Source organism: Paenisporosarcina sp. OV554 (assembly GCF_003058165.1).
GTDB lineage: Bacteria > Bacillota > Bacilli > Bacillales_A > Planococcaceae > Paenisporosarcina.
This window is the reverse complement of the sequence record NZ_QBUC01000010.1, coordinates 41721-55292: the sequence shown is the minus strand read 5'-3', so window position 1 is coordinate 55292 and position 13572 is coordinate 41721. Positions and strand designations below refer to the sequence as shown.

Sequence of the window (13572 nt, the reverse complement as noted above, 5' to 3'; positions counted from 1 at the left end):
GGTCGATAAAGGAAATGAAAGGGGTCTACTATGATAAAAGCAGTTATTTTCGATTTTGATGGACTAATTATTGATACAGAGACTGTGTGGTACGAAGCGTTTAGGGAAGCCTTGTACCAATTTGAAGTGGACTTGACCATTGAACAATTTGCGTTAGTTATTGGCACAGATGATGCGGTATTGGATAAATATATTTTGGACAATATAAAAGAGTCTTCAACTATTTCTGAGATTAAAGAATTGGCATCGAAACTATTTCACGAAAAGATTGGTCAGCCTATTTTAAGAGAGGGTGTGTTAGATTATTTAATCACAGCCAAAGAAGCGGGTATTAAAATAGGTTTGGCTTCTAGTTCAAAAAGGAATTGGGTAGAAAAATTCTTGATGCAACTTCACATCCTTCCTTATTTTGAGGTTATCAAAACAAGGGACGATGTAACGACTGTTAAGCCAGATCCAGAACTATACCTGCAAGCCATTAAAGCGTTAGGTGTGCAACCGGAAGAGGCAGTTGCTTTTGAAGACTCATTGAACGGGTTAAAGGCAGCTCGTGCGGCAGGTTTGAAATGTGTTATTTTCCCTAACCCGGTAACAACCAACTTAGCATTCGAAGATTTCAGTTTGAGGTTGTTTTCGATGGCAGAAAAACCTTTGGAGTTTATCCTTAAAGAGTTAAATAAATAGTTTTGTTGGAATAACGAAAGAAAACCGAGTAATTTCATATTCTTAACAAAAGAGAATTGACACACAGGCAATTATTTTTTATACTTCTAAACAAATGAATGAAAACGTTGATAGAGAAAGTACATCTTTGAAGCTTGTACAAGAAAAAGGTTCCTTGGCTGAAAGAACCTTCAAGTTTATGGATGGAAAGCTACTCTTGAGTGCAACTAATCACTGCCGTAAGCCGCGTTAAGGCATAATCGAGAGACAGCAGAGAACTTCTGCTGTAACTAGGGTGGTACCGCGAATTGAAGCCTTCGTCCCTTTTTTAGGGATGAGGGCTTTTTCTGTAAAAAATTATCTTTCTTTAAAGATAATTTATGTTTAGTTTCAAGCGATGGTGTCGAACTAAACGAACGCTTTACGCTTTTCTAACTTAAGGAGGAATTATTTATGAAAACAGCAGCACAAATTCGACGAATGTATTTAGACTTCTTTATTGAAAAAGGACATGCACTTGAACCAAGTGCGCCGCTTGTACCGATTAACGATAATTCTTTGCTTTGGATCAATAGTGGAGTCGCAACATTAAAAAAATATTTCGATGGGCGCGTGATTCCTGAAAATCCACGGATCACGAATGCTCAAAAATCTATTCGTACAAATGACATTGAAAATGTAGGGAAAACTGCTCGTCATCATACGTTTTTTGAGATGTTAGGAAACTTTTCGATTGGCGAATACTTCAAAAAAGAAGCAATTCATTGGGCGTGGGAATTTTTAACCGACAAAAAATGGATGGCTTTTGATCCAGAACTATTATCTATAACAGTCCATCCTGAAGACGAAGAAGCGTATGCAATTTGGCGAGATGAAATAGGGATTCCTGAAGAACGTATTATTCGTTTGGAAGGGAACTTCTGGGACATTGGCGAAGGTCCAAGTGGTCCAAACTCGGAAATTTTCTATGATCGAGGCGAGAGTTATGGCAATGACATAACGGATCCTGAAATGTATGCAGGTGGAGAAAATGACCGCTATTTAGAAATTTGGAACTTAGTGTTCTCTGAATTCAACCACAATCCGGATCACACATATACGCCACTTCCTAAGCAAAATATTGATACGGGAATGGGTCTTGAACGTATGACATGCGTCGTACAAAACGTACCTACGAACTTTGATACAGATTTATTTATGCCAATTATCAACCAAACACAAGAAGTCTCTGGTAAAGAATATGGTAACGGTAGTGAGGATGACCTTGCGTTTAAAATCATCGCAGATCATACGCGCACTGTTGCTTTTGCTATAGGAGACGGAGCACTTCCTTCCAATGAAGGTCGAGGATACGTGTTGCGTCGTTTATTACGTCGTGCTGTTCGTTTTGGTAAAAATTTAGGGATTGATCGTCCATTTATGTACACTTTAGTGCCGATTATTGGGGAAATAATGAAAGACTTTTACCCAGAAGTTAGTGCGAAACAAGAATTTATTATGCGTGTTATTAAAAATGAAGAAGAGCGTTTCCATGAAACTTTACAAGATGGTCTTGGGATATTATCAAATGTCATTTCAACACAACAAGCTGCAGGCTTAACTGTAATTCCAGGAAGCGACGCATTCCGTTTATACGATACGTATGGTTTCCCGGTAGAGTTAACTGAAGAATATGCAGAAGAAGCAGGAATGACAGTTGATCATGAAGGTTTTAAGAATTCGCTTGAAGCACAACGAACTCGTGCTAGATCTGCACGTAAAGATGTAGACTCTATGCAAGTACAGTCTGAAGTGCTAGGTAATATTAAAGAAACAAGTACTTTTATCGGCTACGACACAATCGTAAGTACTGCTAAAGTTTTAGTCATCGTAAAAGACGGAGAGCTTGTGGAACAAGCACAAGAAGGCGATGAAGTTAAAGTTATCCTAGATCAAACACCTTTCTATGCTGAGAGTGGTGGTCAAATTGCTGATCACGGTTGCATTGAAAACGACTTATTCAAAGCATTTGTCAAAGATGTTCAAAAAGCTCCGAATGGCCAAAATCTTCATACGATTATTATTGAGTCTGGAGAAATGACCGCTGGTGCAGAAGTAACGGCAAATGTGGATCAAATATTACGCAAATCAACAGTGAAAAATCATACTGCTACACATTTATTGCATCAAGCATTAAAAGACGTGTTAGGAACTCATGTAAACCAAGCTGGTTCGTATGTCGGTCCAGACCGTTTGCGATTTGACTTCTCACATTTTGGTCAAGTGACTAAAGAAGAACTTATGACAATCGAAAAACAAGTAAATGAGAAAATTTGGGAAGACATTCAAGTAGTTACTGGATTCCACGGAATTGATGAAGCAAAACAAATGGGCGCCATGGCACTATTTGGCGAAAAGTATGGGAAAATTGTACGTGTTGTTTCTATCGATCAGTATTCACTTGAACTTTGTGGAGGGTGTCACGTAACGAATACTTCACAAATTGGATTCTTTAAACTCGTAAGTGAAAGCGGGATTGGTGCTGGAACTCGTCGAATTGAAGCAGTAACTGGTAAAGCTGCTTATCAACTTGTTAAAGAAGTAGAAGGTGTATTAGAAGAGGCTTCAGCAACTTTAAAAGCTAATCCAAAAGAATTGGTTGCTCGCGTTCAAGGATTGCAACAAGAACTTCGTCAAGTTCAGCGTGAAAACGAATCACTATCAGCAAAAATTGCTAATAGCCAAGCTTCTTCTATTTTAGAACAGGCACAACAAATTGATGGTGTAACCGTTTTGGCAGCACGCGTACAAGTAAAAGATAATAACCAACTTCGTCAAATGATGGACGACTTGAAATCTAAGATGACTGAATCTGTCATAGTATTAGGTTCATCTGAAGGCGAAAAAGTCATGTTGATTGCTGGTGTAACAAATGACTTAAGTGGTGGAAAATATCATGCAGGAAATATTGTAAAACATGTTGCTGAACAATGTGATGGTAAAGGCGGCGGTCGTCCAGATATGGCTATGGCTGGTGCAAAAGATTCGTCGAAACTTGAAGCTGCGTTACATTCTGTGTATGATTATGTCGAATCCGTTTAATTAATAGTTGAAATCGGTTATACTTAACAAGTATTATAAATATGCTTGTACAAGACAATTAGATTTAACTCCGAAAGCGTGGTGCTGATCATGAATTCATTTGATAAAACGATGAAGTTTAATTTTCCGGAAGAGTCTATGGAACAAGAAGTAAAGCAAGTCATGCTTCATGTCCATTCGGCGCTTGAAGAGAAAGGGTATAACCCAATCAATCAAATAGTCGGTTACTTACTTTCGGGTGATCCGGCATATATTCCTCGCCATCAGGATGCAAGAAATTTAATCCGAAAGCTTGAGCGGGATGAAATCCTGGAAGAACTTGTTAAGTTTTACATCAAGAAGAATAACGAGGCATAGTGTATGAGAGTAATGGGATTAGATGTTGGGACGAAAACAGTAGGTGTTGCAATTAGCGATGCTTTCGGTTGGACAGCCCAAGGGATTGAGACTATCAAAATTGACGAAGCAAATGAAATATTTGGCATCGAACGAATTGCTGAACTTATGAAATTGCATGAAGTATCGTCTTTTGTAGTTGGATATCCAAAGAACATGAACAATTCGATTGGCCCGCGTGCTGAAGCATCAGAACGCTATGCGGAATTGTTACGTCAAACATTCGACAAACCAGTAGTTCTTTGGGACGAACGTTTAACTACATCGGCTGCGGAAAAAATGCTCATTAGTGCAGATGTCAGTCGAAAAAAACGAAAAGAAGTCATTGATAAAATGGCTGCAATGATGATTTTACAAGGCTATTTAGATAGTCAATCTATTAAGAGGTGATCGAACATGGACCACGGACAACAAAACATTACAGTAGTTGATGATAACGGTACTGAACAATTATGCGAGATACTATTTACTTTTGAATCAGAAGAATTCAGCAAATCTTATGTACTTTATTATCCAATAGGTGCTGAAGAAGATGAAAACGAAGAAATTGAAATTCATGCTTCTGCTTTTACTCCATCTGAAGACGGTAACGACGGTGAACTTATGCCGATCGAGTCTGACGAAGAGTGGGCAATGATCGAAGAAATGTTAAACACATTCTTAGAAGAAGAAGAAGAAGAAGAAGAAGAAAAATAATCTTAACCTAAAATAAGGCGGAATGATGACAAATCATTCCGCCTTTTTCTTTTTTGTAAAAATCTTGTATAATAAATGTCAGATAGAAGGGGGTAACCCATGGAAAAAGAATCAAAGAAAGACATTATGTTTAATCGAATGAAAGAAAAGAAAAAAGAGGTTAAAATCGTTAGACGTATCGTCCTTGTGATTGTACTAATTGTATTAATAGTTGGAGGAATTGCCGGCTACAGCGGATACACATATGTCAAAAGCGCATTGCAACCAGTCGACAAAAATGCAGAAGACACCATTCCTGTAAATGTCGAAATTGGGTCGAATCTCGATTCGATAGCAACGTTACTTGAGAAAAATGGAATCATTAAAGATGCTCGTGTCTTCAAGTATTATGCGAAGTTTAATAATGAATCAGATTTCCAAGCTGGTAAATATGATTTAGCTAAATCTATGACACTTGATGAGATAATGCAAAGTTTAAAAACCGGAAAAGTCTACCGAGAACCAATCTTTAGCATGACAATTCCTGAGGGACGAACTCTTGAAGAAATTTCGGTACGAGTGGAAGAAAAAACGTCGTATAGTGCAAAAGAATTTATGGATCTTGTAACAAACCAAGAATTTATCGATGAAATGATAGTTAAATATCCTGATCTATTAACTGATGAGATTAAAGGGAAAAGTTTGCGTCATGACTTAGAAGGATACTTATTCCCAGCAACTTATTCTTATTATGAAGAAAATCCTACTTTGGAATCTATTGTTGATGAAATGTTAAAAACAACATCTAAATCGATTACACCATATGTGGAAAAACTTGAAGAAAAAGAAAAATCAGTCCATTGGTTACTGACCTTCGCATCATTACTTGAAGAAGAAGCGACTGCAGATACAGACCGAGAGACTATCGCAAGTGTCTTTAATAACCGAATGAAAGCGGACATGCCTTTGCAAACAGATCCAACGGTTCTTTATGCACTAGGTGAACATAAGGATCGAGTACTGTATGATGACTTAGAAATTGACCATCCGTATAATACATACAAAATCCAAGGACTACCACCAGGTCCAATTTCAAATCCGGGAACAGCATCCATCGATGCGGTGTTAAATGCTTCAGACACTGATTATTTATTCTTCTTGGCTGATAAAAAAGGCAAAAACCATTTCTCCAAAAAATATGAAGAACATTTAGAGAAAATCGAAAAATATTTACGTTAAACAAACAGCATTGTCAGATCCAGAAGGGAAGCCTATCGCTTTCCTTCTTTTTTTATGATAAGATTGGGTGTAATTTTTGTGGATTAAAAGGAGTAAAAATGGACATGACAACTTCACATCCCTACATCACTACTTATATTAAGAAAAGGTCAGATTTTCTTTCTAATATGGAACAATTCGCTAAGGAGCAACACATTCCCATAATGGAACTCGTTGCGATTGAATCACTTTTGCAATTTTTACGAATGCAACAACCGAAATCTATTTTAGAAGTTGGTTCTGCGATTGGTTATTCAGCGATACGAATGGCATTAACATTACCTGAAGCTGTTATAACCACCATTGAAAAAAATGAAAGTCGTTTTCAGCTGGCTTCAACCTATTTGGACCAAGCTGGATTGACGGGCAGGATTCAAATAGTTCATGGCGATGCACTTGAAATTGATATGAATAATTTTAAGCTAAATCACTATGATGCTTTATTTATTGATGCTGCAAAAGGACAATATCAACGTTTTTTTGACAAGTTCTCACCACTCGTTCCAAGCGGTGGTGTTATTTATTGTGATAACATGCTCATGCATGGTTTTACAGAAATAGATATTAAAGAAGTACCAAGAAGAAAACGAACGATGGTCCGTAATCTGCAACAGTTTACACAGTGGCTTATGAACCATGAAGAATATGAAACAACATTCCTACCAATTGGTGATGGAATCACGATTAGTATAAAGAGGTGACAATCATGAAAAAACCAGAATTACTGGTAACACCACATTCTGTGGCCCATATGGAACAATTAATTGAGGCTGGTGCAGATGCTTTTTTAGTTGGGGAACAACAATTCGGATTACGTTTAGCAGGAGAATTTACAATAGCTGATATTGAAAAATTAGTTAAACTTGCTCATGCTTCGAACAAGAAAGTATATGTGGCAATGAACGCCCTCTATCATAACGATCATATCGATTTATTGAGTCCCTATATGGAAAAACTAGCTTCTTTCAAAGTGGATGGAATTACTTTTGGAGATCCAGCAGTGGTTATGGTTAAAAGAGAAGCCAACCTGGATATTCCGCTTCATTGGAACACAGAGATGACGGCTACAAATTGGTTCACTGCTAATTATTGGGGTAAGCGCGGTTCAAATCGTGCCGTTTTGGCTCGAGAATTAAGCATGGATGAAGTAATAGAGATTAAAGAAAACGCTGAAGTTGCTATTGAAGTACAAGTACATGGAATGACATGTATGTTTCAATCTAAACGTTCGTTAATAGGCAATTACTTTTTGTACCAAGATAAGGCAATGGAAATTGAGAATCGTACCAGTCAGAAAAACATGTTTTTACACGACAAAGAACGACACAATAAATACCCGATTTTTGAAGATGCAAATGGCACACATATTTTCAGTCCAAATGATATGTGTATGATTGACGAGTTAGGCGAGCTAATTGATGCTGGGATTGATTCCTTTAAAATAGATGGAGTATTGCAAGAGGCTAAATATGTGACGAAAGTAACGAATCTTTATAGACAAGCAATTGATGCTTATATGGAATCATCTGCAGTATATGATGAAATAAAAAGTGATTTATTAACGGAGATTGAAGAAATGCAACCGGAACTTCGCCCACTTGATACCGGATTCTTCTTCAAAGAAACCGTGTATTAAGGAAGGGAGAATTTAAATGGCAATGCTACAACATGACCGACTTAGTAAAATTATTGATGGCAAACGCGTTATAGTTAAAAAGCCAGAACTCCTCGCTCCTGCAGGAGACTTAGAGAAACTTAAAATTGCCGTTCATTATGGTGCAGACGCAGTCTTTATCGGAGGACGTGAATTTGGATTGCGTTCTAATGCAGGGAATTTCTCAATAGCAGAAATGCGTGAAGCAGTAGAATTTGCAAACAGTTATGATGCAAAAATTTATGTGACAACCAATATTTTTGCCCACAATGAAAATATGGACGGTTTAGCAGAATATTTAATGGATATTGAATCGGCTGGTGTGACTGGCATTATTGTGGCTGATCCATTAATTATCGAAACCTGTCGTAGTAACGCACCGAAACTTGAAATTCATTTAAGTACACAACAATCATTATCGAACTGGAAAGCGGTGCAATACTGGAAAGATGAAGGATTACACCGTGTCGTCCTTGCTCGTGAAACGAGTGGCGATGAAATTCAGGAAATGAAAGATAAAGTTGATATTGAAATTGAAGCTTTCATTCATGGAGCTATGTGTATTGCCTACAGTGGCCGCTGCACATTATCAAATCATATGACTGCTCGTGACTCAAATCGAGGTGGCTGCTGCCAATCTTGTCGTTGGGATTACGATTTGTATGAAGTGACAGACGGAGAACAAGATGCACTTTTTGCAGATGGAGACGCACCATTTGCTATGAGTCCGAAAGATTTAAAATTAGTTGAATCGATTCCTCGTATGATTGAACTCGGTATCGACTCGTTGAAAATCGAAGGGCGAATGAAATCGATTCATTACGTAGCTACTGTGGTAAGCGTATACCGAAAAGTAATTGACGAATATTGTGCAGATCCAGAAAACTTCCGCATCAAACGCGAATGGTTAGAAGAATTGGAAAAATGCGCAAACCGTGACGCAGCTAGCGCTTTCTTTGAAGGAGAACCTTCATATGAAGAACAGATGTATGGCATCCATGGTAGAAAAACATCCACTGACTTTATCGGTCTCGTGATGGATTATGATTATGAAACAAAAATGGTAACCCTTCAACAACGAAATTATTTTACAAAAGGTCAGGAAGTAGAATTTTTTGGACCTGGTATTGAAAATTTCCGCATGACCATTACAAATTTATGGGATGAAAAGGGGAACGACTTGGATGTAGCACGTCATCCTTTGCAAATTGTCCGTTTCAAATCCGATATCCCAGTACGACCAAATAACATGATGAGAAAGGAGCTTGTACGATGACATTTAAGCGCCCGATTGTTATTGGTATCGCTGGTGGCTCTGGTTCAGGGAAAACGAGTGTTACCAAGGCTATTTATGACGTATATAAAGAAAAATCAGTTGTAGTAATCGAACAGGATTACTATTATAAAGATCAAAGTCATTTGGAATTTGAGGAACGTCTCGCAACGAACTATGATCATCCTCATGCATTTGATAACGAACTACTTATAGAACATATACATCAACTTTTGAGCAGACATGCAATTGAAAAACCTGTATATAATTACGAAATTCATACACGTTCGTCCGAAAAAATTGTAATTGAACCACAAGATGTTATTATATTAGAAGGTATTTTGGTTTTAGATGATGAGCGCTTGCGCGAATTAATGGATATCAAATTATTTGTTGATACAGATTCTGATTTGCGTATTATTCGACGCATTATGAGAGACATCAATGAACGTGGCCGTTCCATTGAATCAGTAGTCGAACAATACCTATCAGTAGTGCGACCAATGCATAATCAGTTTATTGAACCAACAAAACGATACGCAGACATTATCATTCCTGAAGGTGGACAAAACCAAGTTGCGATAGATTTGATGGTTACAAAAATTAAAACAATTCTTGAATCTGATATCATTGTGTAATATGATGTGTAAAGACTGACAATATTATCTAAATAATATGCCTCATATTCAGACTCGACAAGGCATATTATTTTTATGAGCTAGCTAGCAAGTAGTTGAAGGAGTGAAAGTAATTGGCAACTGAAAAACAATATCCAATGACCGTTGCTGGAAAGCAAAAGTTAGCGGACGAATTAGATTTTTTAAAAACAGTTAAACGTAAAGAAGTAGTGGAACGTATCAAAGTTGCAAGAAGCTTCGGAGACTTATCGGAGAACTCTGAGTACGATTCTGCAAAAGAAGACCAAGCATTCGTTGAAGGGCGTATTGTAACCTTAGAATCTATGATTCGTAATGCGGTCATTATCGAAGGAAATGGGCAAGACAACGATATCGTATCTTTAGGAAAAACAGTTTCTTTTATTGAAGTTCCAGATGGCGAAGAAGAAACTTATACAATCGTAGGATCAGCAGAAGCAGACCCAATTGAAGGGTTAATTTCAAACGATTCTCCAATTGCAAAAAGCTTAATCGGCCGTTCAGTCGGAGATCAAGTAAAAGTGCTAACACCAGGCGGCGAAATGGACGTTAAGATTACGTCTATAAATTAATATGAATTTTAAATCCACTCCCTAATTGCTGGGAGTGGTTTTTTTCATTTTTACTTTTCTTGATATGCTCTTTTAAAGCATAGTATAATACGAGACTTAACTTTCCGACCATTCAACATGTGTTTCCGACCACTCACGGATAGTTTTCGACCATTCGCCTGGAGATAGACAGCAATCCTCTCCAGGAAGACATTAATTTCTATGTACATCGATTACATGGATTCAAAACCTTTTTCACACAAACTTTCATTAAAATGAAACATTTCTTTAATCTGTTCGTCTAATTTGTCATGACCATTTATGGTATCATGCTGTATATAAGGGGGAGTACGCAATGGAAAACACACAGCGTCGATATACCTCAAGAAGTAATCGACCAAATAAACCAAATCGAACGAACAAAATATTAAATGTACTTATAGGTATCGTTATTGTCCTAATTGTGATTACTAGTGGATTCATTTTCCTCGGTAATGATGATGCTGAACAAGCTAAATCACAAAAATCCGAGTTAGACGTTAGCCAGGCGCAAGATGAACCAGGAGCAACAGGTGTACCCGAGTCAGTTGAATCTTCAAAAGATGTAAGTTCTAAAGAAATTGGATCTGACGAAGATAAAACCGAAAAGAAATCTTCTAAAGAGGAAACTACTAAAAAAGATGCAACGACCGGAGGTACAGTTACTTCAAAACCTTCAGATGACCCAATCGTTGCTGAAAGAGTGGTAAATACCGCTTGGAAACCAGTTGGTACAGAACAAAGTGGTGAACATACATCTGTTTATAGTGAAGGGCATGTGGATTGGACGGAAAAAATAAACGCCATTGCATATACAACAGGCTTATCAGCGGATAAAATGATTGTATGGCGTATTCAAAATGGTGGAGATCCTCAAAAATCCATCGGTGTTGTTTCATCAGAAAATAAAGAAGATAAATATCGTGTGTATTTACAATGGGTAGACGGCGAAGGCTGGAAACCTGAAAAAATGGAAACTTTAAAAACATTAGACGGCGCCTATTGACTTTCGGCGCCGCTTTTATTATTTTTAGGGAAGTGTTTTTCCACCACAGTAAGTGGATAAAAATTATTCGAATATCAGTTTTTTAAAACATGGTCTGCACTGCTGATTGTGCAACTTATGTTTTCTAACCAGAAAAGAGGCGGACATAAATGAAAATAGCAGTTATTGGCGCGATGGAACAAGAAGTTGAAGCATTACGTTTAGCAATTGAAAATCCACAAACTTCAGTCATCGCAAATAGTGAATATACAGAGGGTACATATGCAGGTCATGAAGTGGTATTACTGAAAAGTGGTATTGGGAAAGTAAATGCTGCGATGTCTACAGCCATTTTACTGCATCACTTCAAACCAGATGCTGTGATTAACACAGGTTCAGCTGGTGGATTTGATTCTTTATTAGAAGTAGGAGCAATTGTAATTTCTGATGAGGTTAGACATCACGACGTGGATGTAACAGCATTCGGTTACGAAATGGGACAAGTTCCTCAGCTTCCTGCAGCGTTCATGTCAGATTCTAAACTTCGTAAACTTGCAGAAGAGGCAGTAGAAGAACTAGGCCAACATCAATTTGCATCCGGTCTAATTGCAACAGGGGATTCGTTTATGAGTGACCCAGCACGTGTTGAGAGCGTTCGAACACATTTCCCTCACATGAAGGCAGTTGAGATGGAAGCAGCCGCTGTAGCGCAAGTATGTCACCAATTCGACGTACCATTTGTAGTAATCCGTGCGTTGTCAGATATCGCAGGAAAAGAATCATCGATTAGCTTTGATGAATTCTTACCAACTGCAGCTGAACATTCAACTCAAATCGTCTTACATGTTATCAGCAAATTATAGAGTTCAAGTTAAATATTTAGACTGTTGATTGGAGGCTCTTTCGATTTCCAGTGAATCGTAAGAGTTTTTTTCATGTTTAAACAATTGGTATAACTTAACTAAAGCACGCTTTTCAATTCGAGATACATAGCTTCTTGAAATATTTAATTGCTTAGCAATTTGTTTCTGAGTCATGGGCTCGAATTGATGTAACCCATACCTGCGCTCAATAATTTCGATTTCCCGTTTTTCTAGCCGGTCCAAGTGTCGATATAGCCTTGCCATTTGTTCTTTTTGTTCAAGGGTTTGTTGTGCGGTATCATCATCGGTTTGTAGAAGATCTGTAATTTGGAGTGAATGGCCATCTTTATCGGTACCAATCGGTTCGTAGAGTGATACATCTTTTTGTACTTTTTTTTGTGAACGTAAATGCATGAGAATCTCGTTTTCAATGCAACGTGCTGCGTAAGTAGCGAGGCGTGTTTTTTTATCAGGTGTGTAGCTAGCTACAGCTTTCATTAATCCGATTGTGCCAATAGAAATGTAATCATCGAGTTGTTCGTGTTTTGGATGGAATTTTTTGACGATGTGTGCGACCAAACGCATATTACGTTCAATTAACTCATGTTTCGCTTCTTCATCACCAGCTAAACATCGCTCTACATATATGGCTTCTTCTTCAAGTGAGAGGGGTTTTCTAAAAGCCTGACCTTTCAAATAACCAAGCACAGCAGGGATTTCTATCCACAGTTGTAGGACAGCAGACAATAAACTACTCATGATGCGTGCACCTCCATGTCGTCTTTTGTCACTATATGATAGCGGTTCTAAATGCATGAAAAAAACGACCGCAATTTGCGGTCGTTACACTTTTTTTAAGGTGAATGTACTAATCATTAATATGGCTAAAATCGGTAGGAGAAACATATAAAAAACTGGAGCAAATACAGACAATCCAAAATACGACAACGTCAGTAGGGTTCCTGCGGCGGTAATAGGTAGTCCGGTAAAGTAGCCATCTGATTCCATAATATTAAAGCGCGCTAAGCGAAATGCTCCACATGCAATATAAATGATCGTAAGAACCATTCCAGCTGTTCCAAATTCATATAAATCAACCATATAAATAAGAATTGCAGGAGCAACGCCGAATGAGATAATATCACTCATAGAGTCAAGCTGTTTACCAAGTTCGGATTCTTGACCTAATTTACGAGCAACCATCCCATCAAAACGATCGAGCAGAGCTGCAATAAATATAAACAGAACACTGTAACTATAAGATTCATTTAAAGTAGTCATGATGGAAGCACCACCAAAAGATAAATTACCAATGGTGATCATATTGGCTGTTTGGGATTTCATTTTTTTAATTGTGTGATCCAGTCGATGAAATAGAAACAATGGACGAGACTCCTTCGTGTTTACAGTATTAGTTCATTATACTTCTTTCAACTTAAAAAAGGTAGAGCATATTTA

General features: G+C 37.7%; 15 protein-coding genes and 1 other annotated feature. Of the genes, 13 read left to right on the top strand and 2 right to left on the bottom strand.

Annotated features, from left to right (window positions below; translation table 11 throughout):
- The first annotated feature begins 30 nt into the window (after positions 1–30).
- From C8K15_RS10615 to mtnN, 13 genes are all read left to right on the top strand, one after another.
- Positions 31–684 carry an HAD family hydrolase gene (locus C8K15_RS10615; RefSeq protein WP_108586386.1) on the top strand — a complete coding sequence of 218 codons (654 nt, stop codon included), beginning with the start codon at positions 31–33 and terminating at the stop codon, positions 682–684.
- 98 nt (positions 685–782) lie between these two features.
- Positions 783–991: a binding site (T-box leader), on the top strand.
- A gap of 125 nt (positions 992–1116) precedes the next feature.
- Positions 1117–3744, top strand: a complete 2628-nt coding sequence (alaS, locus tag C8K15_RS10610; protein ID WP_108586385.1) for an alanine--tRNA ligase — start codon at positions 1117–1119, stop codon at positions 3742–3744.
- 90 nt (positions 3745–3834) lie between these two features.
- The gene (locus tag C8K15_RS10605) at positions 3835–4101 is read left to right on the top strand and encodes an IreB family regulatory phosphoprotein (protein WP_108586384.1); all 267 of its coding nucleotides are present in this window, start codon (positions 3835–3837) and stop codon (positions 4099–4101) included.
- Positions 4102–4104: 3 nt separating this feature from the next.
- Positions 4105–4530, top strand: a complete 426-nt coding sequence (gene ruvX, locus C8K15_RS10600) for a Holliday junction resolvase RuvX (protein WP_108586383.1) — start codon at positions 4105–4107, stop codon at positions 4528–4530.
- 6 nt (positions 4531–4536) lie between these two features.
- Positions 4537–4836 carry a DUF1292 domain-containing protein gene (locus tag C8K15_RS10595; protein ID WP_108586382.1) on the top strand — a complete coding sequence of 100 codons (300 nt, stop codon included), beginning with the start codon at positions 4537–4539 and terminating at the stop codon, positions 4834–4836.
- 99 nt (positions 4837–4935) lie between these two features.
- Positions 4936–6054 carry an endolytic transglycosylase MltG gene (gene mltG, locus C8K15_RS10590; protein WP_108586381.1) on the top strand — a complete coding sequence of 373 codons (1119 nt, stop codon included), beginning with the start codon at positions 4936–4938 and terminating at the stop codon, positions 6052–6054.
- Between the two features lie 104 nt (positions 6055–6158).
- A complete protein-coding gene (locus tag C8K15_RS10585; protein WP_108586380.1) occupies positions 6159–6794 on the top strand; it encodes an O-methyltransferase in 636 nt (211 codons plus the stop codon).
- A gap of 5 nt (positions 6795–6799) precedes the next feature.
- On the top strand, positions 6800–7729 hold the full coding sequence (locus tag C8K15_RS10580; protein ID WP_108586379.1) for a peptidase U32 family protein: 930 nt from the start codon (positions 6800–6802) through the stop codon (positions 7727–7729).
- A 16-nt stretch (positions 7730–7745) separates the two neighbouring features.
- Positions 7746–9023, top strand: a complete 1278-nt coding sequence (locus C8K15_RS10575) for a peptidase U32 family protein (RefSeq protein WP_108586378.1) — start codon at positions 7746–7748, stop codon at positions 9021–9023.
- Complete coding sequence (udk, locus tag C8K15_RS10570) at positions 9020–9658, top strand: uridine kinase (protein WP_108586377.1); 639 nt, start codon at positions 9020–9022, stop codon at positions 9656–9658. The genes C8K15_RS10575 and udk overlap by 4 nt, the downstream gene beginning before the upstream one ends.
- Positions 9659–9771: 113 nt before the next feature.
- A complete protein-coding gene (greA, locus tag C8K15_RS10565; RefSeq protein ID WP_108586376.1) occupies positions 9772–10248 on the top strand; it encodes a transcription elongation factor GreA in 477 nt (158 codons plus the stop codon).
- 334 nt (positions 10249–10582) lie between these two features.
- Positions 10583–11272 carry a YrrS family protein gene (locus C8K15_RS10560; RefSeq protein ID WP_108586375.1) on the top strand — a complete coding sequence of 230 codons (690 nt, stop codon included), beginning with the start codon at positions 10583–10585 and terminating at the stop codon, positions 11270–11272.
- 149 nt (positions 11273–11421) lie between these two features.
- Positions 11422–12114 (top strand): 5'-methylthioadenosine/S-adenosylhomocysteine nucleosidase, encoded by a 693-nt coding sequence (gene mtnN / locus C8K15_RS10555; protein WP_108586374.1) that lies wholly within the window; start codon positions 11422–11424, stop codon positions 12112–12114.
- Positions 12115–12117: 3 nt separating this feature from the next.
- Here mtnN and sigK read toward each other — a convergent pair whose 3' ends face one another.
- Positions 12118–12873, bottom strand: coding sequence for an RNA polymerase sporulation sigma factor SigK (sigK, locus tag C8K15_RS10550; protein ID WP_108586373.1), 756 nt, complete (start codon positions 12871–12873; stop codon positions 12118–12120).
- Between the two features lie 84 nt (positions 12874–12957).
- Positions 12958–13497: a CDP-diacylglycerol--serine O-phosphatidyltransferase gene (pssA, locus tag C8K15_RS10545; protein WP_108586372.1), complete on the bottom strand. Its 540-nt coding sequence runs from the start codon at positions 13495–13497 to the stop codon at positions 12958–12960.
- Positions 13498–13572 lie beyond the last annotated feature (75 nt).